The sequence below is a fragment of the Acinetobacter tjernbergiae DSM 14971 = CIP 107465 genome, from assembly GCF_000374425.1.
Taxonomy (GTDB): Bacteria; Pseudomonadota; Gammaproteobacteria; order Pseudomonadales; family Moraxellaceae; genus Acinetobacter; species Acinetobacter tjernbergiae.
Window position 1 is genome coordinate 65,744 of the sequence record NZ_KB894359.1, and the last position, 21,572, is coordinate 87,315.

General features: G+C 37.0%; 18 protein-coding genes. 6 read left to right on the forward strand and 12 right to left on the reverse strand.

Annotated elements, in window-relative coordinates; genetic code table 11:
* Window positions 1–38 precede the first annotated feature (38 nt).
* From C502_RS0106800 to pepN, 4 genes are all read right to left on the reverse strand, one after another.
* Window positions 39–2,447, reverse strand: coding sequence for a hypothetical protein (locus tag C502_RS0106800; protein WP_018678078.1), 2,409 nt, complete (start codon window positions 2,445–2,447; stop codon window positions 39–41).
* Between the two features lie 266 nt (window positions 2,448–2,713).
* Window positions 2,714–3,379 (reverse strand): response regulator transcription factor, encoded by a 666-nt coding sequence (locus tag C502_RS0106805; RefSeq protein WP_018678079.1) that lies wholly within the window; start codon window positions 3,377–3,379, stop codon window positions 2,714–2,716.
* 29 nt (window positions 3,380–3,408) lie between these two features.
* A complete protein-coding gene (locus C502_RS0106810) occupies window positions 3,409–5,538 on the reverse strand; it encodes a sensor histidine kinase (protein WP_018678080.1) in 2,130 nt (709 codons plus the stop codon).
* 286 nt (window positions 5,539–5,824) lie between these two features.
* Window positions 5,825–8,431 carry an aminopeptidase N gene (pepN, locus tag C502_RS0106815; RefSeq protein ID WP_018678081.1) on the reverse strand — a complete coding sequence of 869 codons (2,607 nt, stop codon included), beginning with the start codon at window positions 8,429–8,431 and terminating at the stop codon, window positions 5,825–5,827.
* Between the two features lie 332 nt (window positions 8,432–8,763).
* Here pepN and C502_RS0106820 point away from each other — a divergent pair, with 332 nt between their 5' ends.
* Window positions 8,764–9,021: a hypothetical protein gene (locus C502_RS0106820; RefSeq protein WP_018678082.1), complete on the forward strand. Its 258-nt coding sequence runs from the start codon at window positions 8,764–8,766 to the stop codon at window positions 9,019–9,021.
* A 72-nt stretch (window positions 9,022–9,093) separates the two neighbouring features.
* Here the strand turns inward: C502_RS0106820 and C502_RS0106825 are convergent, their stop codons facing one another.
* From C502_RS0106825 to C502_RS0106840, 4 genes are all read right to left on the reverse strand, one after another.
* Window positions 9,094–9,567, reverse strand: a complete 474-nt coding sequence (locus C502_RS0106825) for a DUF2147 domain-containing protein (RefSeq protein ID WP_026315762.1) — start codon at window positions 9,565–9,567, stop codon at window positions 9,094–9,096.
* A 208-nt stretch (window positions 9,568–9,775) separates the two neighbouring features.
* A complete protein-coding gene (locus tag C502_RS0106830) occupies window positions 9,776–10,249 on the reverse strand; it encodes a DUF2147 domain-containing protein (RefSeq protein WP_018678084.1) in 474 nt (157 codons plus the stop codon).
* A 195-nt stretch (window positions 10,250–10,444) separates the two neighbouring features.
* Window positions 10,445–10,921 (reverse strand): DUF2147 domain-containing protein, encoded by a 477-nt coding sequence (locus C502_RS0106835; RefSeq protein ID WP_018678085.1) that lies wholly within the window; start codon window positions 10,919–10,921, stop codon window positions 10,445–10,447.
* 142 nt (window positions 10,922–11,063) lie between these two features.
* Window positions 11,064–11,537, reverse strand: coding sequence for a DUF2147 domain-containing protein (locus tag C502_RS0106840; protein ID WP_018678086.1), 474 nt, complete (start codon window positions 11,535–11,537; stop codon window positions 11,064–11,066).
* Window positions 11,538–11,765: 228 nt separating this feature from the next.
* Here C502_RS0106840 and C502_RS0106845 point away from each other — a divergent pair, with 228 nt between their 5' ends.
* The gene (locus tag C502_RS0106845; protein WP_018678087.1) at window positions 11,766–12,926 is read left to right on the forward strand and encodes a hypothetical protein; all 1,161 of its coding nucleotides are present in this window, start codon (window positions 11,766–11,768) and stop codon (window positions 12,924–12,926) included.
* 36 nt (window positions 12,927–12,962) lie between these two features.
* Complete coding sequence (gene thiM, locus C502_RS0106850) at window positions 12,963–13,778, forward strand: hydroxyethylthiazole kinase (RefSeq protein WP_018678088.1); 816 nt, start codon at window positions 12,963–12,965, stop codon at window positions 13,776–13,778.
* Window positions 13,779–13,811: 33 nt separating this feature from the next.
* Here the strand turns inward: thiM and C502_RS0106855 are convergent, their stop codons facing one another.
* The 3 genes from C502_RS0106855 to C502_RS0106865 form a co-directional block, all read right to left on the reverse strand.
* Entirely contained in the window at window positions 13,812–14,663 is an 852-nt protein-coding gene (locus tag C502_RS0106855; RefSeq protein ID WP_018678089.1) for an AraC family transcriptional regulator, read from the reverse strand.
* Window positions 14,664–14,750: 87 nt separating this feature from the next.
* The gene (locus C502_RS0106860; protein ID WP_018678090.1) at window positions 14,751–15,113 is read right to left on the reverse strand and encodes a 5-carboxymethyl-2-hydroxymuconate Delta-isomerase; all 363 of its coding nucleotides are present in this window, start codon (window positions 15,111–15,113) and stop codon (window positions 14,751–14,753) included.
* Between the two features lie 10 nt (window positions 15,114–15,123).
* Complete coding sequence (locus C502_RS0106865; protein WP_023274542.1) at window positions 15,124–16,836, reverse strand: AAA family ATPase; 1,713 nt, start codon at window positions 16,834–16,836, stop codon at window positions 15,124–15,126.
* A gap of 159 nt (window positions 16,837–16,995) precedes the next feature.
* Between C502_RS0106865 and C502_RS0106870 the strand changes: the two genes are divergently transcribed.
* Window positions 16,996–17,961 (forward strand): alpha/beta hydrolase, encoded by a 966-nt coding sequence (locus C502_RS0106870; protein WP_018678092.1) that lies wholly within the window; start codon window positions 16,996–16,998, stop codon window positions 17,959–17,961.
* Between the two features lie 31 nt (window positions 17,962–17,992).
* Window positions 17,993–18,715 carry a glutamine amidotransferase gene (locus C502_RS0106875; protein ID WP_018678093.1) on the forward strand — a complete coding sequence of 241 codons (723 nt, stop codon included), beginning with the start codon at window positions 17,993–17,995 and terminating at the stop codon, window positions 18,713–18,715.
* A gap of 402 nt (window positions 18,716–19,117) precedes the next feature.
* On the opposite strand, the gene C502_RS0106880 is transcribed toward C502_RS0106875, so the two are convergent.
* A complete protein-coding gene (locus C502_RS0106880) occupies window positions 19,118–20,845 on the reverse strand; it encodes a glutamine--tRNA ligase/YqeY domain fusion protein (protein WP_018678094.1) in 1,728 nt (575 codons plus the stop codon).
* A gap of 167 nt (window positions 20,846–21,012) precedes the next feature.
* Here C502_RS0106880 and C502_RS0106885 point away from each other — a divergent pair, with 167 nt between their 5' ends.
* A complete protein-coding gene (locus C502_RS0106885; RefSeq protein WP_018678095.1) occupies window positions 21,013–21,522 on the forward strand; it encodes a peptidylprolyl isomerase in 510 nt (169 codons plus the stop codon).
* The last annotated feature ends 50 nt before the right edge of the window (window positions 21,523–21,572 follow it).

The window sequence follows — 21,572 nt, forward strand, 5'->3', positions numbered from 1 at the left end:
CGATGCTCTAAGTCAAAATAGAGAAATCATTTGATAAATTAGAATTTCATTGTTCCATTGAAAGTTAATTGTATTACTCCATCCATAGGCTTAATTTGCTTCATTACAACATTGTTGAATGTAATAGTACGATTGGTCGTATTCACGGTTAAACCAGTACAAGTACCATTTTCATCTTTGCATCTAAATGCCCAATCTTTAATAATATTAAATGACTGATCATATTGAATGAAGGTATATGCTGTATTTTGAGTTTCACCCACCATTTTTTGGAAACCCACAGATAAGCCACTCGCAATTTCACCAGGCTTTGGTGCATTTCCAAAATATGTGACCGCACCGCTATTCGGAACTAATGGATTAAACTGAACTTGCGGAGCACCATTATAAAGCATCGGATTACCAATATGCTCGTAATAGCTTGCAGGCGAATTTGCACCTGAGATTGTTACACATCCATAAGGATTGGTATTACCGCTACATGAACCTGTTGGAGTTGTATTATTTGCCTGATAAATCAAAGCACCATTTTTAATAGTAAGGTCTTGTGTTGCTCCACTCACTATTTTTAATACTGCGTTATTAAAAGTAAAAGTGGTATTGTTATTTGCAGTTTTTGCTGTTACGCCACTACATACAGGTAATGCCCCCACACCACATGCCCATGCATAACTCTTATTTTCAACAGCAACACTCACTAAATTGCCATTATTCATTATGATTTTCACATTTTCTTTTTTATCAGCATTAAAGAAAGTATAAACATCTGGTGAAGTGATTGCTGTTACTGTGGATTTTGTAAAACCACAAAAATCACTTGGCGCATTTTTAAAGCCCAGCTTATCATCGACACCATTAGATTCACATAATTGCGGAGATGTAGTTACTTTTTCTCCATAAAAGCCTGAAAAATCTGCACTTTCTGCAGAATATTTACCTAAATTATCTTTAAAAATAGTTGCATAACCTTTATCTGTAATCAAATAATAATTTGTACCATTACTTTGAACATTCGCACCACAGACTTCTTTGATATTCGCAGTTGTACCTTTAGCAATTACTTTGGCATTTGCTGAATCTAGGTTAAAAACAACGACTCCTTGATCTTTGTAATCACCATTATAAGCAATTAAGTCACTTAGTTTACCAACAGGTAGATTCTTACTCGCACATGTCTCTGTAACTAGTGGAGGAGTATCGAGACCAATTACAATTTCATTTGCTTTGATAGTTAATGTTTTTTTTGTCGTTGTTGTTGCAACAAAGATTCCTTTACATACTCCTTTGTCATCCGTAATTTTCCAAGGATGTGTGGTATAGGTTTGCTGATTATGAATCTGACTAGTTGCTAGCCCTTTTTTATAATTTACTGCTTGGCTTGTATAATTAATCCAGTCAATATTAACTGTTGCACCACTTTGATTGATAAAGTCAATATATAACGATTGACCATTGGCTGATTTTAAATTTTTTTCATCTGCACAAGCATATTCAGCAACGCCATCTACAATACGGATGGGGGTCGCAGTTGTAACAGGTGTTGGTGCAGGAATATTGGGTACTTGTGCATTAAATACACCTAACCATGCTGATAAATCGGCTATATTTTGTAGTTTAAAAATTGAGCTATAAAAAACATTAACCCAATCTGACCACGCTTGTATCCACGCATTGTTATAGGTAGTTAAAGCAATTGCATTCTGTTTACCATCAAGTGTGCCATCAGAAAAATCTTGACTCAATGCTTGTAAAATATCATAAGCAGGTTGCGTACTCTCACTATTTAATCGTTTTGCTTCTTTCGCTAAACTTGCTAAATATAGAGCGTATGCGCGTTTTGGCTCACTAATTTTTTGATAATTAATTAATTCTGAAAAATCATTTAACTTCGCAATTGCAGGCGCATCAGTAATCTGAAAGCTATGACCAAGCCTTAATTGTTGACTAATTCTGCTTGCAGCAATATCTAAATTCGCTTGAGTAATTTGTGCACTCAAAGACTGCGCATAAACTAAAGCTGCCTCTGTTAGTGCGGTAACACCAAGATTCGTTTGATCGGCGGTAATGGTCGCAGCTGCACGTAAAATAGGTGTATTTGCCGCTGCATTTAAATTTACTAATTTATCTGTGATCGCTTCATCTGCATAACTAAGCTTGCCATCAATTGTTGGTAATACCTCTGCAATAATTGGATTTTTTAATTTGTTACTATCAACTTTGAATGTTACCGTGCCATCGGCACCAATATTTTTAACTTCAACAATTGTTTGCCCCGTAATTGCATCTTTGAGTACAACACGGCCTTGTATGACCTGCCCTAATGAAGGTGTAATCGTAATACTTTTCTGTGTAGGTGCCGCTATGCTCTCTTTGTCACCATCACTATGACAAGCGCCCAACAGTAAACTACATACAATACAAGCACTTAATAAACTATATTTTATCATATAAAGCCCATTTATTATTTCGTTCCATTCTTGATCACATTAACGTTTTTATATTTTTTTGCGTATCCCCTATTTAAGGGGGGCATCTATTTCTATTTTAAATTTTATAATCATAAATTAGTAATATACTGCGATTTAGAGAATACATTAATGTGAGGTTTTATTTGAAAGCAAAGTATAATTGGCTCAAACAAGCAACTAAGCTAATGAAAAAATTATATTTTTCTTTTAAAAGTATGAATAAATATTAATCACAGTAATAAAAGTTAAATTAAACCATATTGCTGTGCTAACAGTGCAGCTTCAGCACGAGATGAAATATTTAGTTTTCGATAAATCGATTTAACATAGTCACTAACTGTATAACTTGACAAATCCAATTCATAAGCAATTTCTGTAACTTGATAACCTTTAGCAATATATGAAAATACTTGTTTTTCTCGATTGGTTAAATTGAGAGACTGAAGTTTCTGTTTTTTTTGCTGATTGGATAATTCATTCGCTTTGACGTAGCTCAATAACTTTTGTGTCATACAGGGTGAGAAAGCATATTGACCATCAGCGATCTGTTGTAAATATCGTTGGAATATATCTTCATTTAAATCTTTAAGTAAATAACCTTTGGCACCATGACAAATCGCTTCAAATAAATATTGGTCGTCCTCAAAAATTGTAACAACGATACTTATTGTCTCTGATGCGTGTACTGCCAACCAGTCAATAATTTCCAAACCTTTACCATCAGGTAAAGAAAGATCGATCAAAGCCAATTCATATTGCTGTTTAATTAAGAGTTGTTTCGCCTCTTGAATACTATATGCTTGCTGAATATTTATACCTATAAAAGATTCAAGCAATCTTTGTTGCAACCATTTATTTACTTCTACAATATCCTCTAGGATTAATGCTGTTTTAATCTGCGTTTTTCCCATATCGATAACCAACTTATTTATGTTTATATTCATACAGGGAAACTGATGGTAATTTTTGAACCTTTTTCGCCTTGTCCTAGCTGTAAATCGAGTCTTGCTGAAAGTTGAACTGCTCTCTCATTTAAATTTTTTAGTCCATTGCCGTATATCGTCTCATTTAAATTGGTTTCACAGCCTTGACCATCGTCGCAGACTACAGAATACAAATTAGATGTATCTAGATAAATTTGGATACTGACCTGATGCGCATTTGCATATTTAATTATATTACTGATAATTTCTCTCATCATAGATATATAGTGACGATATTGTGAATAACTTAAACTTATAGGTTGATCGCCAATATCTTGTATCCATATAAACGCTATATCACAATTATGTAAACGGGGTTTTATCTCTTGTTCTAGTTCGTGCAACACCACCTTAAGCTCAACACCAGCACCCAATAAACCATTAACAATCATACGCATTTCAGCAATTGCTTGACGTATCGTCTGTTTCATCTGCTCAGCATCTTTTTGGTATAAACCAGATAATAACTTTGCGCCTAAATCATCATGTAAATCTCGAGCAATACGGTGTCTTTCTTCACGTACCCCTTGATCATAAGCAACACGGCTTTCCACCGCCTGAGCTAAAAATGGTAATAAATTCTGAATCAGTTGCTGATCATGTTCATTAAATAAACGACGACCTTGCTGTGCATAGCTGAGACGCATAGCCGCCAACCCTGCAACTTGTGGTGTATGTAGAACTAAGCCATTATCTTCAATTTGGCTATGATGTGTCTGTTCACCTATCTCAAGCTTTAATGGCTGAAACAAATCATTCAATAGTACCTTCCACTGTAACTGACGCTCCTGTTCATTAATTGCAAAGCTCATCTGTAAGATTCTTTCAAACAACTCACTATCAGATAGTTTCTTGGATTGTAATAATCGTGCTTGTAGCCAGCCACGAATAGGCAACCAAATGAGACCACAAATCAAAATTGCTAGACTGAGTGACATACGTGGACTTAACATCATGACCAGAAATGTATCTACTAGTATGAGTAAAAAGAAACCCAACAGATAAAACAGAATACGAAATATCCAGCTTTCCAACTCAAACAATCGATAACGCAACACGCCCTGTACGACCCCTACATAAATCAGTAGGAAAAACAGGAAAGCATAGCCTTGCGACATTGCAGCATCTATGCCTAGCAAATTTGGCATGCTTACCAACAGAACAGGAATACCAGCACCCAACATTAAAGATAATGCGAACCACCTTAAAGCAGCTTGTGCAACAGGATCATATTTTGCCCTACGATATTGCCAGCAACTAAGTAATAGAATAATACTTAATGCGATCAGTAATGGTACAAAAGTGCCGATTGGAGGGCCAGAAAAAAATACCTTAAACATATCGCATAGCCACCAACAGAACGTAACAACAACAAACAACAGTTGTAGTCTAGATGGAAGTAAACGAACGGTAGGATAATTGGCAAACAGCAACACGAGTACAACACCAAATAGCATGGCACTCGTATGGTTAAGATTGGACAATAGTTCAAATAAAGGTGCAGGCAAGGCAAGTACCCGGCTACTATAAATAGCAGCCGAAAATGCGGCTGCCATAATGCAGCAACCAGCGATAAATAGAATAAAAGTGGTATAGCGTTTGCGGCTAATACCCCATACCCATCCCCCGATTAAGAAACTACTTAGCCCTACGAAAATTTGCACCCAGAATACAACAGGTAAGCTATTCATGGGCCGTCTAGGTTGTACATCGAGCAGAATACTATTCCCATTGGCAAACTGCATACCGATTTGTTGTTGCTGTAACAGACTTGCCAAATAATCCTGACGATGAAAAAATTGTCTACTTTGTTGATAGGTTTCCAATTGGTCAGGATCTTCCATAATATCCTGCTCAACCAGTTCAGCTCTATTTCCACCATCTGCATGACTAATCGACTGAACAATCTCTCCATGCTGAACACCTACAAGCGGTACGCCAATAGTATCCACCACGATATGCTGTTTCTCAACTACCAGTGTGAAACCAAACCAAGGTTGGTAAAGTGCGGTGATTACTGTAAGCAATGTCAGTGCTATACCAACAAGCAAAATGCCCCACATCACAACAAAAGGTGTTTTTATCATCTTGCCAAATGCCCCACCTGCCTTATGCAGATACTTTAACCATATTCAGTATTTGTGATTTTTAAATGGTCGTTCGGTGATGGATTGAGAAAACAATCACACCAACAACAAACAAAAATAACGATTACATATACCGTAGAAATGGCTGACTTTGTATGAAGTTGTGCCACACATTTCCATAGAACAAGGCTTAAATCTTTTTATTTGTTGCGATAGTAAAACATATCCACAAAATAAAAAGGATGCCATAGAGCATCCTTTTATCGAAAAATGGTAAAAATAATTACTAGATATTTAACATAGTATTTATAGTTTCTACTACATTCTTCGATTTTACTTTAGGCTGTAATACTTTGAGTGCTTGCTGTACCTGATCACGCTGTGGTTCAGCTAAAGTATACCAACGAGAAAGCACTTGTAATAAACGAGACCCTAAAATTGGATTTTTCTCATCTAGATAAGCTGCAAGCTCGATGAAATGATTGACACCAAAACTCCAAATATTGACTGGATTTGCTGCCAAACCACCACTCACGGCACGGATACGGTTTGGCGTACCCAAATCATAATCGGCATGCTTAGTCAGATACTCTATCGTTTCTGCTGTCGCATTTGGATTTGATGCTTGAATACTAAACCACTGATCTAACGACAAAGCTTCATCTTTAAAACGGTTATAGAAATCTTCCAAAGCTGCTTGTGCCTGCGGTGCAGCATTCCAAACCAATACACGTAATGCACCCAAACGTTCGGACATATTTCCCGTTTGCTGGTATTGCGTATAAGCCAAATCAAAGACAGACTCATCACCTTGACGTGCCAGCATATTCAGGGTGATATTCTTCAATGAACGCACACCCATCGCCAAAGAAAACTCTTTTTGCTGGTCTGGGTCTAAACTCAAATAAGTTTCTTTCCAGAATGAACCTAAGTCATGTGCTAAACGAGCAAGTACCGCTTCACGTTTTTCACGAATCAATTCAGGTTCATAATCTTGATCAATACGACTACCCAAATAATTTTCACTTGGTACATCAAACAAACGTGATGCCAATAATGGATCTTTATTGACGAGTTCAGGCAAGGTATTTTTGATCGCCTGAATATAAGTATCCACTTTATGATCTTCTAAAAGAATACGTTCCAACAAAGTCTGCGTCGCTTGCCACTGGTTAAAACCATTGGTTTCATGCTGAATCAAGAAGGCAAGATCATCATTTGAATAATCAAACACCAAATTGACAGGTGCAGAAAAATTACGCAATAACGATGCCACGGGTTGCTCCGTCACGCCTGTAAATTCAATACTCGCTTGGTCTTGATCAAATAAGTACACACCGTCTCTAACCTCATTCACAAACAGATCAGTGCTGTGCAAGGTATATTGCTCACCAGTTTTGGCATTAAATAAGGCTAAAGCCACAGGAATTGGCACTGCTTTGAGGTCTGGATATTTTGCATGTGTTTTTAGACTTTGTTTGAAGCTTAAACGATAAGTCTGTGCAGCAGCATCATATTCACCTTTCGCTTCTAACTTTGGCGTACCTGGTTGGTTATACCATGCAAGGAAGTTAGAGAGATCAACACCTGAACCTGCACTCAATGCAGCAACCCAGTCCTCAACTGTGACTGCTTGCCCATCATGACGTAGGAAGTATTCATCTGTGCCTTTACGGTATTTTTCTTTACCCAATAAAGTCGCCATCATGCGGTTAATTTCCGCACCTTTCTCATAAACAGTTGCTGTATAAAAGTTATTAATTTCAACAAAATGGTCTGGACGCGGCGGATGTGACAATGGACCTGCATCTTCAGGGAATTGATGTGATTTTAGTACCGCCACATCATCAATCCGTTGTACAGCAGCAGACTGTAAATCTTCTGAGAAAGACTGATCACGGAACACGGTCAGACCTTCTTTTAAACAGAGTTGGAACCAGTCACGACAGGTAATACGGTTGCCTGTCCAGTTATGGAAATATTCATGTGCAATCACCGACTGTACCCGCATGATCGCAGCATCGGTGGTAAATTCTTCATCAGCCAGTACACAAGAGGTATTGAAGATATTTAAGCCTTTATTCTCCATCGCGCCCATATTGAATTGGCTGACTGCAACAATCATATAATTGTCGAGATCATAAGGACGACCATAATGCTCCTCATCCCAACGCATCGAATGCTTTAAAGCTTCCATTGCAATGTGACATTTTGGAATATCTTTTTCAATTGCATAAATTTCTAAAGCAACGTCACGCCCCTCAGAGGTGGTATAACGGTCTGTCAAAATAGCTAAATCACCAATGACACAGGCAAATAAATAACTTGGCTTTTTAGTCGGATCTTGCCAAATTGCAAAATGACGATCTGCACCGACTTCACCCGTTTCCAATAAATTGCCGTTGGCAAGTAAAACTGGATATTTCTTATCTGCTTCAACCCGTGTTGTAAATACAGATAAAACATCTGGACGGTCTGGATAAAAAGTGATTTTACGGAAGCCTTCAGGTTCATTTTGGGTAACGAATAAATCACCAGCTTTATATAAACCTTCAAGTTGGGTATTTGATTCAGGATGGATAATTACCTGAGTTTGAACAATGACCTCATCTGGTGCATCAGTGATCACCAATTGTTCACTATCTAACTGATATTGTGCTGCACTCAGAACTTGCCCATTCAGTTGAATCGACTTGAGTTCAAGATCACGACCTAAAAATACCAATGCTCCTGTCGCTTGACGCTTCATGACCAGAGTTGAATCAACAAGCGTATGATCATCATAAACTTGGATATCTAAATGAATTGACTCAACTAGAAAGGATGGCTTTTGATAGTCTTTTAAATAAATGGTTTGGTCTGCTTGTACAGGCGGTTGCGCTGCAATATTCATCAGTATTCCTTATGTATCGTCATGTCGCTTAGATGGTCTTGATCAACTGATCATACGCCAACTTATAAAACCTGTCTTTAAACCTATAGATGAGTTTTAAGCGTTTTTATTGGGTTTACTCAAGCGATTTTCAAATCTAATGGTGAAATTAAGTACTTACTTAGACAAACTTATAACACTATTTTCTATTTTTAAATAAACACTACAGAATTGACTACATTTTAGCGTTCAACTTACATTTTTTTCCTGTCTTTTACATTTTGTGCACGGTTATTGCTTAATTATATATGCCAATCTAGGTAGATAAAATAATACAAGCGAGGGTTATGACAATGGAATTAAAAGCACACTTATATCGTTTAGAAAACATTAAAGCGATCCACGATCTTGCAAATGCAAGTGTCGATCATCATGTAATTGCTGTTTTTTTATCAGCTGAAGGAATTGAACTCACGACATTAGAAGTGACAAATATTGTAAATACTTACGATGCACTTGGAAAAGAAAAGTTACCAAGTAAAAAAGTACAAGCACTAATTGCCGCAAAAAAAATCGGTCAGGAAGATGAAAACTTACCATGCCCTGTTTAATTATTAATCTCACAAATAAAAAAAACCTCAAGTCCGACCAGAATTGAGGTTTTTTTATTCAAGCAACAATAATTATGGCGTTGCGTTATCTGTTCTCAACCAAACAACTGTACGGCCTAAGGCTGAAATACCCATATATCCACGCATACGTAAACGTTTGCCTTCACCACTTACAACTGCTTTACCTTTATAAACTTTACCACTTGTTGCTTCTAATACTCGACCATCAATATATGAATCTGGCTTATCAGGATCTTCTCTAAAACCTGATAAAATTTCTAAGCCAAGAATTGGCTTATTGGTATTTGGAGCTGGACACTTGGTACAGTTTGCAAGTGAAAAACCACGAGCATTAGGATAACGATAAACAATTTTCCCATGAAAGCGACCATCAGATCCTTTACGGATTTCAACAATCGAGAGTTGCTCACCTGTGCGTTCTTCAATACTTTTCCAATAACCTTCAATCGAAGCTGAGAAAGTCGTCATGCTTACAAAAGCAATAGAAAGTCCCATGATTCCTTTCATGAACATATGATTTAGCATATTAACCCCGTCTTTTAAAGAAACTAACCCATTCATCTTTATAGGTTTAATTATTGAAACTTATCATATTTCCAGATAAGTTTCACGCTACCAATTAGTACTTTTGCTTAAAAAACAACTGATCCAACTGATATAATTCATGTAATGAATAACATTATTATAAAATAAATAAAAACGAATTCTTTGAACTGACATGTCAAAGTTTTATTTAAGGGTTTGCATGATCTGTCCTTAACCAGACTACCGTTCGACCTAGTGCAGAAATCCCCATATAACCGCGCATCCGCAAACGTTTACCATCACTTGTTACAAGCGCTTTACCTTTATAGACTCTACCACTTGTAGGTTCCATTATTTTACCATCAACATAAGCATCTGGATTCTCAGGATTATCTTTAAGATTTGATAATATTTCTAAACCAAGAATAGGATGATTGGTATATGGTGCAGGACATTTAATACAATTTTCTAGTTTTATGCCATGTGAGTTGGAATAACGATAAACAATCTTACCGTGATAATAACCATCAGTGCCTTTTCTTATCTCGACAATCGAAAGTTGTTCACCCGTTCGATCATCAATACTTTTCCAATAACCTTCAATCGAAGTCGCATAACTACTAATACTTGTAAAAACCAGTACTATGCCAATTAAACCTTTTCTTAAAGAAGATTTATACATAAAACCTCTAAGTGTACAAATTAGAATTAACAACCCATCTACACGAAAATCTTGTTATAAAATAAAAACGACACTTCTGATCACATATCAAATCAATCAAACTAATCTCGATGTACATTTATTCATTTCAATCACCAAAAATAATTGAAATGAAAAATCTAACATTGAATCAAAAGCATGCTTTATTTAATTTAATTAAGGATTGGCACTATCTGTTCTGATCCAAACTTGGGTACGACCTAAAGCAGAAATCCCCATATACCCACGCATACGCAATCGTTTACCATCCACGCTTAATTGTGCTTTGCCTTTATAGATATTGCCTGTTTTTGGCTCTAGTATTCGACCGTCAATATAGTGATTTGGATTTTTAGGATCTTCTTTTAAACCAGATGCAATTTGGAGACCTAAAATCGGTTTGTCCTTGTAAGGCTCTGGGCATTTGACACAATTGGTCAATACTGTGCCCCCGCCTAAGACGGGATAACGATATACAATTGTTCCTGTATAGGTATTATCAGGTTTCTTTTTGATTTCTACGATGGAAAGTTGTTGACCCGTACGATCATCAATGCTTCTCCAAAATCCTTCTGGTGTGACCGCAAAACTGGCCGTTGCAAATAAGGCTAAGGAGATACCTACGATTCCATTCATAAGTGAGTTTTTTTGCATAAAAGGCTCCCTAATGCAAAACAGATCCATCTTATATACATTCTTATGCTAATGTTCTGGGACAGTCAACAAGACTATTGGATATTTAATTGCTTAAAATTAAATAAAATTCTAAGCAATTCACATATTACACTCCAAATGTTTATGGGTTCGCACTATCAGTTCTTATCCATACAGCGGTACGACCTAAGGCAGAAATCCCAACATAACCGCGCATATTTAAATACTTACCATCTGCATTTAATCGTGCCTTGCCTTTATATACTTTTCCTGTTTTGCTCTCGACAATAAGCCCATTAATAAAATTATTTGGTCGTTTAGGGTCTTCAACTAAACCTGTCAACACTTCCAAGCCTAAACGTGCTTTTCCTGTGTAAGGCGGTGGGCAATTTACGCAATGTGTAACAACAACGCCATGTGCATTTGGATAGATATAAACAATCTTTCCTCGATAGGTATTATCTGGTGCTTTCCTGATTTCAATAATGGTCAGTTGTTCACCCGTTCGATCATCAATACTGCGCCAATACCCTTCAAGAGAACCTGCATATGAGAGAATACTTGTAAAACAAGCAATTAAACCGATGGTAAATTTTACCAATATTTGATTATTCATCCTTATCCCTTTCTACTTCTACAAAACTAACTTAATAACATCTTTTAATAGGGACAAAAATTTACCATATTTTAAAAAATAGATCAGCTAACTCAATACGTTTTTATATAAAACACATTGAATTAACGATCACGATAAAATTACTTTTTCTATTTAGATAAACTTTACATCACTCCAACCACGAGCAATGTATAATTCTCTTTTTTAAAGGTCACAGGTTCAATATCAATGGATTTACAGATTCTACAAAAACAGTTAGATGAAAGTAGCCATTGCCCTTTATGCCAAGCCTCTATGTACTGGATTGAAGCGGAACAATACGCTCAAGAATTGCAGTTCCATGAATGCAGCCATTGCCAACATCGTGTCTTTAAAAGTGATAGTAGGCTGAATTGTCATTGTGCCCAATGTACCGCACAGCGTAAAAAACAAACCCAACAAACCATCTTACAAGAACAGCGTAAATACAAAATCAAAGATGAAGTAATTTATAGCCTGAATCAATTGAGTTTCATGCATAAATTATTCTTACTCAGTTTGTTAGATCGTTATGCCCGTGACGATGTTCAACATGATGAATTGATTCATTGGAAGAATATTAAATATCATGACTTTACACCCAATTATCTATTTCAAAATCAATTGGTTCAGGAACTTCTTAAACTTGGAATATTGAAACCACAGGATTCAAATATAGAAACAGAGCATTTTTACCTCAATATTCGACTCGATGGTTATTCTGATCCAAGCCTGTTTAGTGTGACTCAACAATTACGCCATTGGTTCTATGAAAATCTAAGTTCAGGCATTCCCTTCAAAATGACAGATGAAGTCAAAGATGCATTGTATTTAGTACTGTATCAAGAAATCGTACAATTCATGCAATTTTACTGCCGAACTTGGGGCATTCAAATCGCAGGCAATCGCTCATTTCAAGCCTTTTGCTATCGTCTGATGGAACCTCTAGCTGTGGGGCAAATTTTCTATTTGATCCAAACTGCCTTGGAATATTTATATAAACAGAAAGCCTTACAACCCAAAAATGATAAATTTATCAACACGAATTTACTCAAAAAAACCGTGGAACAGTATCGTGAACGTGCTTTAGCAGAACGCTGGGAAACCACGACCTTGCCACGTCCCTACACCATTCCATTTAGTAAAATGAGTGAAGTATTATTATTTAAATTTTTAGGTTATGACGAAAATATTTTTATTCAGCCCGTGTGGAAATCTTGGCGAAAAATAGAACCTCGTTTAAATTTTTATTCAGTGAAACGCTGTATGTATTGTGGTTCAAATGATTTAATCGTGGACTATGACGCTAAAGATTATGTGTCTTTGATTTGTCGTCAATGTAAACATCAAGATCACTATTTTACACGTTAAATTCCTATTTTTAATCAATTTTAAAGGGCTGATGTCATGTCACAAAAACAACAACTGATTGATCAAGTGATAGATGCTTGGCAAGCTCTTCAACAACAAACCCCTTTGGTGCAATGTATCACCAATAGTGTCGCTAACAATTACGTCGCGAATATCTTACTTGCGGCAGGCGCATCGCCAGCAATGATCGACAATCCTTTTGAAGCCGAGGATTTCACCCGTATTAGTGCTGCTTTAAGCATCAATATTGGAACACCAACAACAGAACAAACTCAAGCGATGCTGATTTCAGCCAAAACGGCACAACAGCATCATGTTCCTTGGGTACTTGACCCTGTAGGTTATGGCATGGTTTTAAAATGGCGCAGTGAAACTGTAGATCAGCTGCTAAAGTTTCAACCTAGTATTATTCGTGGTAACGCTTCTGAAATCAGTACGCTGGCAGGTAGTCAAATTCAAACCAAAGGCGTCGATAGCACTCTAAATAGTCATGATGTTTATGCTCAAGCAAAAAGCTTATTACAACACTCTGAATGTATTGCTATTTCAGGCGAATCTGATTACATCATTTCAAAACAATTAGATATCGTCATTAAGGTGAATGGTGGTTGTCATTTACAACCCAAAATCACCGCAACAGGATGTGCCCTAGGCGCTTTAACTGCGGCTTATCATGCTGTTACCAATCCAACGATTGCGGCGCTTGCTTCACACATTCATTTTGCGATTGCAGGCAAATTGGCTTATGAACATGCACAAACTGTTGGAAGCTTTAATGTCGCTTTTTTAGATTATATCCATATGCTCGATGATAATTTAATTCAGCAATATGTAGATATTGAAATTTTATAATTAAGCTCTGCCAATATAGGCAGAGCCTAAAAGCTATTTCAGTAATAAATAAATGTCTGTGATCAAATCACATTCATCTACATCATGAATAAAATTGTGGTAGTGAAAAAAGACGGGAAAATCCCCTACTTCACGCACTGATTGTGGTAACCAGTCCCGATATAGATAGTAAACACTGTCTTTAATATTATCGTGACTGCCCAAATGTCGAATCATGGCATAGTTGCCTTTGGGAAGAGTACCTGTGCTTACACCGTATGTATTTTCAGGTATATCCGCCGTGATTGTTCCAGCAATATCAAAACGGAATTCATCACTTAAAGTCTGTTCAGGGTCTGAATATGGAATACCATAGGTACGACTTTTTGCTATAGGAGATAATCCCGTTTCTTTGCGCCACTGAATAAATTGTGCTGCCGTTTCAAATACACGTTCTGGTGCACCGTAATGAGAAATAAATGCAATTTTCTCTTCTGCTCTTTCTACAATACTAACGTTCATCATGATTTCTCTTGGAGGTAAAGAAAAAACAAACCTTTCATGCCAAGATGACCAATGCGGCTGTTCTCTAAAAGCACTTGGGGTTTGATCAAATGAACGTTTAAATGCGCGGCTAAATGCTTCTGGACTATCAAAACCAGACTGTAAAGCAATATCAATAATTTTGGTGTCTGTAGAAAATGCAAGTTGAAATGAGGCTCGTTTTAAACGACACAACTGAATAAACTTCATCAGATTCACACCTGTATTCGCTACAAAAATGCGATGGAAATGAAATTTAGATAGTGATGCAACTTGACTCAACGTATTCAGATCTAGCTCATCATCTAGATGCTGCTGGATGTACTCACATACACGTTGCAACTTCTGATCATATAGCGTCATACATTTAACTCAATTCATTTGATAAAGGTTAATTTGCCAGATTCACAACATACAGACTTGATCAGAATTGCGCTTTTCCAATAAAAATTAGACCGTTGCCTTAAAATAATTTTGTTTTGGTATGTCAATCATCTCAACACAAAGCTGTATTGGAAATTGAGGAACTGATTTGAAATATGTTTGTTGCTCCAGTTTACGGAGCAATGCTTCACCCAGTCCTTGCTTTTGTGCGTCGGTTCTTCCATCCAATAAATAGAGTTTAAGATGAAGATAGGCTTCTTGTGTCTGACCTAACCCCACTAAGAAAACTTCATCTTTAAAAACACGAGACTTTATATCATTTACGCTAAACAGCTCAGTTTTAATCAACGCTGTATTTAGGTCTTTGAGCAATTCTAGCGGATCTAACGCTGTTAAATTTGCTGAATAGTGAACAATCACATGAGGCATTTGATTCGCCCTATTCAACAAATAATAAAGCTAACCGAACTTGATCATAAGCCATACGTGGACTGGTTGCTTCAACGATTGGACGCAATTTGATTGAGCCATCATCGGTAAAATGTTCTGGATTTTTACGTTTATGCAAACGTTTATAAATTTTTCGGACTTCTTCAACCACGTCATCACCAGGATTAGCAATTGAAATATCTAATCCTTGTTCTTTATGCAATCGCGCGAGATGGTTAATAATGGTTGCAGGTGTTAGCCCTCGCTCATGGGCAATATCTTCAATTTCATATCCATCTTCAAATAAAGCACGCGTTTCATCTAAGGTCGCTGCTGCATAATTTTGCTTTCCACTTTTGGATAATTTCTTTTCATTCCGATTGATTTCAGTTGGATTGAGTGTGCCACCACAATGGCGAATAAAAGCATTATGTTGCGTGGTTAAATCCACATTTCCAAAGTTAACTTCTGCTTCAGTCGATAATTCCTGAAAACGGCGATCTGCTTTGATGGCTAAACTATCAAGCTCAAGTGCTTGCTCATTAAAGCCAAGTAGTTTCAGTCCTGTTAGCGACTTCAACCGAGATAAAGCCACGTAGCCCTGACCTTTTTCAAAGGTATTGCTTAAATTAATTTCTGCGGCTTCCAACGTCATACCCTGACTTTTATGAATGGTAATCGCCCAAGCCAAACGCAAAGGAATTTGCTGAAAACTTGCAATCGCTTTGCCCGCTTCATTTTCAATTGACCACGTTTCTGGTTCAACCAATAAAGTCGTTCCATCCGTCAATTTGACCTTTGGCAGAAGACCTTGCTTATCATCTTCCTCAAAACCAATGACCTCACCTAAACTGCCATTGATATAACCCATATCAAAGTTATTTTTGACAAACATTACTTTGGCATGTTTTTTAAGTGCCAACTCCTCAGGTGCACGTACTGAAGATTTTAAGGTTTCAATTAATTTGTCGTTGCCATCGACAACCGCATTGAATTGGTGGCTTTCATTCTCAATTTCGTTGAGATGTTGATAGTTGATATTATCGACATCCATATTATGCGTATATAAACGAGTAAAGGTCTCACCAATATCATGCTGACGTGATTGTTGTAATGCAGAAATATGATTCTGTTGAATGCTCTGCGCACGAATCGCATTTAAAATTTGATTTAAAATTTCATCGTCCTGACGATGCTGTTCCGTTAAATAGCAAACACGAAATTTAGCTTCAACCCATGCCTCAGACATAAAGCAAAATTTATCCCGATTGCTTTCATCTTTTCTACCCACAGGTGGTAACTGGAAAAAATCACCCGCAACAATGACTTGAATCCCACCAAAAGCCTCATCACTTTCTTTAAAGTATTTAAGCACCTGATTAACCAAATTGAGTTGTTTGGCATGCAACATTGAAATTTCATCAATAATTAAGACTTGGGCATTTTCTAAATGCTCTTTTAAATATTTACGCTCTTTCATTCGTTTGAGGTCATCATCACTCAAACGATCTTTGATCCCAATTCCTGCCCATGTATGGATGGTCATACCATTCATATGTGTAGCAGCGATCCCTGTAGAAGCAGTAATCGCAACTGGTACTTTTCGCGCTTTAAGATAATGAATATATTGATTAAGCGTATAGGTTTTTCCTGCACCTGCGGAACCTGTTAAAAAAACATTTTCCCCAGCTTTAAGTAACTTCAGTGCAGTCTCTTGTTTCATAATTTCTTCAGTCAAAAACAACAGCCCATAGCTTAACGATTTTTTTCTAAAAGTAAAAACTCAAACTGTGCCAAAGAACTGTTTGTATCTCATTTTTACATTGACATCCAAACTTTTTCATTTAATGTGTTTCTGAGTTAATTCAGATTAGATATAAAAATGAACACTTCGAATTTATATAAATATCAAACAGATATATTAGGAGAAAATTATCAGCAACTCACTTTAGATTTTGCTGATGATTATGATGGCAAAGTCGTTGCAACTTTAGTCCGTAAAAAAGCAGCACAAGCAACAAAGAAAGCTGTTCTCTATATTCATGGTTTTTCTGACTACTTTTTCCAAACAGAAATGGCAGAACAATTTAACCAGCATGGTTATGATTTTTATGCGCTTGATCTCAGAAAATACGGGCGCTCTAAACTCCCTCATCAAAAATTTTATTATGTTCTAGACCTACGTGAATATGATGCTGAAATCAGTAAAGCACTCGAAATTATTGGTCAAGAACAGCATAATCAAGTACTACTTGCAGGGCATTCAACGGGTGGCTTAATCACATCACTTTATGCAGCACATTATCCAGACCATCGCCTGATTAAAGGGTTATGGGTTAATAGCCCCTTCTATGGTTTCTATAAAAGTGTCATAGAGAAAAAAGTCGGTATTCCGCTACTTAGTGAAGTGGGTAAATACTTACCAAATGCCAAATTCCCTAGTGGGTTAAACCCATGGTATACACCTAGTTTACATAAAGATTTTTATGGCGAATGGGATTTCAATTTAGAGTGGAAACCGAGATCTATGCCTTTTGTCCATTTATGTTTTGTCCATGCCATTCATGAGGCACAAAAAGAAATCCATAAAGGTATCACTTTAAATATTCCAACTCTGATTATGCATTCACATCAATCCAAATATCCTAAAAAATGGGGAATTGATGCACAACAAAGTGATGTGATTTTAGATATCAAAGATATGACAAATAATGCGAAGAAAATGAAAGGTGATGTACAAACTCTTGCTGTAAAAAATGGCTTACATGATCTTGTTCTTTCTGCACCGCCTGTTCGAGAAAAAGTCTATCAAGATTTATTTTCTTGGCTCGAACAAAAAATACCTTAACCAAGTTCTATTTATAGTGATTACACAAATTATGGATACTTCAATTTCATTACCTAAAACAGTTTATGCGATTCAACACCTTGCTTTTGAAGATTTAGGTTCTTTGGAAGATATTTTTTATCAACTCGGTTTCCGCGTTCGTTATTTCGAAGCGGGTGTAGATGATCTCAGCCCTGCATTAAATTATGATGGGCTTACAATTATTCTCGGTGGACCTATTGGTGTTTATGAAACGAAGGACTACCCTTTCTTAGTTGATGAAATTGAAGGGCTTAAACAGCGCTTAGCTGCCAACAAGCCAACCATAGGAATTTGTCTAGGTGCGCAACTGATTGCGCACGCATCAGGGGCAAAAGTCTACGCAGGACATCAAAAAGAAATTGGTTGGAGTCAGTTAGAAATCAAAGCTGTTGAGCATAATTCCTTATCTGCACTTGAAAACACTGAAGTTCTGCATTGGCACGGCGATACATTTGATTTACCACGCCATGCGACATTACTTGCAAGCTCGGCAATTTATCCTAATCAGGCATTTTCTATCGGGAATAACATCTTAGCTTTACAATTTCATTTGGAGATCACCCAACACAGTTTTGAGAAATGGCTGATTGGCCATACCTGTGAAATACGTCATGCAGGCTTATCAATTCCTCAGTTACGACAAGATAATTTGGATTATGCAACGCAATTAGAAAACAAATGCAGTGGAATTATTCAGTCATTTTTGGACAACATTAATTACTCAAAAGTCTAAATCAACTAGTAGTATCCTATAAATTGGGATGCTACTTAACATATTAATTAGAGCAATATGTGTAATTACATTTATTAAAAAATTATTACACAAACAAACATTAAGCCAAACAACTAGCTACAAGATAATTTAATAAAGTTTAAAATAAACAATAGAATATAAAAACTAAGTCTGTTTTTAAGTGGGTCTACAATTATGATAAAGCTGTTAAGAAGTTTCCATACAATTAATACTTATTTAATTCTATCAACAGCATTACTTATTTCAATGATTGTTTACTTTTATCACATCAATCCTTAAAAATAGCCTAGCAAAAAAAGCCCAATCATCACAATTGGGCTTTTTATTAAACTAATGTTCATCAAAACTCAAATAGCTAAAATGAGAATCCAATGAATTAGATTACTTCTTCTCAGCCTTAAAACTGTCTTTAAGATCAAGAATACGGTTAAACACAGGTTTCTCAACTTGATGATCATGTTGATCTGCAACAAAATAACCTTCACGCTCAAACTGGAAACGATCTTCTGGCTTCGCTTGTGCTAACGCAGGTTCAATCACAGCCTGTACCACGTTCAATGATTCAGGATTTAGATTTGCCAAGAAATCATCCGTCGCATCTGGTGCGGCTTCAGTAAACAAACGATCGTAAATACGAATTTCAGCAGGTATACCTTTCGTTGCAGAGACCCAATGAATCACACCTTTGACTTTACGACCTTCAGGATTTTTGCCCAAAGTTTCAGGATCAATTGAACATTTAAGCTCAATCACTTCACCATTGGCATCTTTAATTACTTCATCACACTTGATGACATAAGCATGACGTAAACGCACTTCACCATCTGGAATTAAACGCTTAAAGCCTTTTGGTGCAACCTCTTCAAAATCCTTACGATCAATATAGATTTCATGCGTTAAAGGAATAACACGTTCACCCATATCAACATTTGGATGACGTGAATGAGTTAAATCTAATTCTTCAGGTAAATTGGTCAATGTGACTTTTAATGGATTCAATACAGCCATACCACGCGCTGCGGCATTTTCCAAAGACTGACGAATACAGAACTCAAGCATTGCAACATCCACAATACCATCTGTTTTCGATACACCCACACGCTTACAGAAATCTCGTAAACCTTCTGCGGTAAAACCACGACGACGCATCCCGACTACGGTTGGCATACGCGGATCATCCCAACCCTGTACATGGTTACCCTCAACCAATTTACGCAATTTACGTTTAGAGGTAATGGTGTAATCGATGTTTAAACGTGATGACTCATATTGACGCGGTACAGCTGGAGAATGAACTTTCTCCACAATCCAATCATAGAATGGGCGGTGATCTTGGAATTCTAAAGTACAGAGTGAATGAGTAATCCCTTCAATTGCATCTGACAATGGATGAGCATAGTCATACATTGGATACATTTTCCACTTATCACCCGTTTGATGATGCGCTGAATGCAATACGCGATAAAGAATCGGGTCACGCATATGTACGTTCGGGCTTGTCATATCAATTTTGGCACGTAAAACAGCACCACCTTCTTGGATTTCACCACTACGCATTTGTTCAAAACGCGCTAAGTTTTCCTCAACTGTGGCATCACGATATGGCGAGTTTTTACCTAGCTCAATGAAACTACCACGATTCAACTTAATTTCTTCAGGTGTTTGCAAGTCCACATAGGCATCCCCCTGTTCAATTAATTGAACAGCCCACGTGTAAAGCTGATCGAAATAACTTGATGCATAACGAGGCTCACCATTCCAGTTAAAACCTAACCACTTCACATCATTGGCAATACCATCAACATATTCTTGTTCTTCGGCATCTGGGTTTGTATCATCAAAACGTAAATTACATAAACCGTCGAATTCTTCAGCAATACCAAAGTTGAGACAAATCGCTTTGACATGACCAATATGTAGATAACCATTTGGCTCAGGTGGAAAACGAGTCACAACTTTTTGAGTACGACCTTGATTTAAGTCATCTGTAATCACTTGACGTACAAAATCCAAGCCTGCCTGTTGTTCTTGCTGCGCGGCGTCGACAGTGGTTTGAGTATTCGGTGTCGGGGTCTTTGGCAGTTCTGAAACAACATCATTTGGCTTCATAGGGTGTAAATCACTTCTTACAGTTAAAAAAATAGGAAATAAAACGCAATCTTTGCTTTTTCTGAAAGATTTTAACGTTTTTTACTTGCCTTGTAGTTTACAGTTTGCTTATGCTTCTCTCAACCAAAAACCCATGGTCACAAGCCCATGTTTAGGAGATTAATGTAATGAGTTTTCCTCAAGTCGAATTAAATACCAACAAAGGTCGTATTGTTCTTGAGCTTAACGCTGAAAAAGCACCAAAAACGGTTGCAAATTTCTTAGAATATGTACGCGACGGTTTCTATGACGGCGTAATTTTCCACCGTGTGATTGATGGTTTTATGATCCAAGGTGGTGGCATGGACGAAAACTTCAAAGAAAAAGCAACACGTGACTCAATCGAAAATGAAGCTGACAACGGCTTAAGTAACGATGAAGGCACAATTGCAATGGCGCGTACTCAAGCTCCTCACTCTGCATCTGCTCAATTCTTTATTAACGTTAAAAACAACTCTTTCTTAAACCATACTGGTAAAACAGCACAAGGCTGGGGTTATGCAGTATTTGGTAAAGTTGTTGAAGGTCTTGATATTGTAGAAGCGATCAAAGGCGTTCGTACTGGCAACCGCGGCTACCATGCTGATGTTCCTTTAGAAAACGTTGTGATTGAATCAGCTAAAATTATTGCTGAGTAACAATCCCTCCTAACCTCCCTTGATAAAGGGAGGAAAGTCCCTCTTTTTAA

Coding starts and splice junctions, on each gene's coding strand:
- C502_RS0106835 (WP_018678085.1), bottom strand. CDS start 10,921: ATGCAAAAAAACTCACTTATGAATGGAATCGTAGGTATCTCCTTAGCC.
- C502_RS0106820 (WP_018678082.1), top strand. CDS start 8,764: ATGGAATTAAAAGCACACTTATATCGTTTAGAAAACATTAAAGCGATC.
- C502_RS0106865 (WP_023274542.1), bottom strand. CDS start 16,836: ATGAAACAAGAGACTGCACTGAAGTTACTTAAAGCTGGGGAAAATGTT.
- pepN (WP_018678081.1), bottom strand. CDS start 8,431: ATGAATATTGCAGCGCAACCGCCTGTACAAGCAGACCAAACCATTTAT.
- C502_RS0106810 (WP_018678080.1), bottom strand. CDS start 5,538: ATGATAAAAACACCTTTTGTTGTGATGTGGGGCATTTTGCTTGTTGGT.
- C502_RS0106870 (WP_018678092.1), top strand. CDS start 16,996: ATGAACACTTCGAATTTATATAAATATCAAACAGATATATTAGGAGAA.
- C502_RS0106860 (WP_018678090.1), bottom strand. CDS start 15,113: ATGCCTCATGTGATTGTTCACTATTCAGCAAATTTAACAGCGTTAGAT.
- C502_RS0106830 (WP_018678084.1), bottom strand. CDS start 10,249: ATGTATAAATCTTCTTTAAGAAAAGGTTTAATTGGCATAGTACTGGTT.
- C502_RS0106840 (WP_018678086.1), bottom strand. CDS start 11,537: ATGAATAATCAAATATTGGTAAAATTTACCATCGGTTTAATTGCTTGT.
- C502_RS0106875 (WP_018678093.1), top strand. CDS start 17,993: ATGGATACTTCAATTTCATTACCTAAAACAGTTTATGCGATTCAACAC.
- C502_RS0106800 (WP_018678078.1), bottom strand. CDS start 2,447: ATGATAAAATATAGTTTATTAAGTGCTTGTATTGTATGTAGTTTACTG.
- C502_RS0106845 (WP_018678087.1), top strand. CDS start 11,766: ATGGATTTACAGATTCTACAAAAACAGTTAGATGAAAGTAGCCATTGC.
- C502_RS0106885 (WP_018678095.1), top strand. CDS start 21,013: ATGAGTTTTCCTCAAGTCGAATTAAATACCAACAAAGGTCGTATTGTT.
- thiM (WP_018678088.1), top strand. CDS start 12,963: ATGTCACAAAAACAACAACTGATTGATCAAGTGATAGATGCTTGGCAA.
- C502_RS0106880 (WP_018678094.1), bottom strand. CDS start 20,845: ATGAAGCCAAATGATGTTGTTTCAGAACTGCCAAAGACCCCGACACCG.
- C502_RS0106805 (WP_018678079.1), bottom strand. CDS start 3,379: ATGGGAAAAACGCAGATTAAAACAGCATTAATCCTAGAGGATATTGTA.
- C502_RS0106855 (WP_018678089.1), bottom strand. CDS start 14,663: ATGACGCTATATGATCAGAAGTTGCAACGTGTATGTGAGTACATCCAG.
- C502_RS0106825 (WP_026315762.1), bottom strand. CDS start 9,567: ATGCTAAATCATATGTTCATGAAAGGAATCATGGGACTTTCTATTGCT.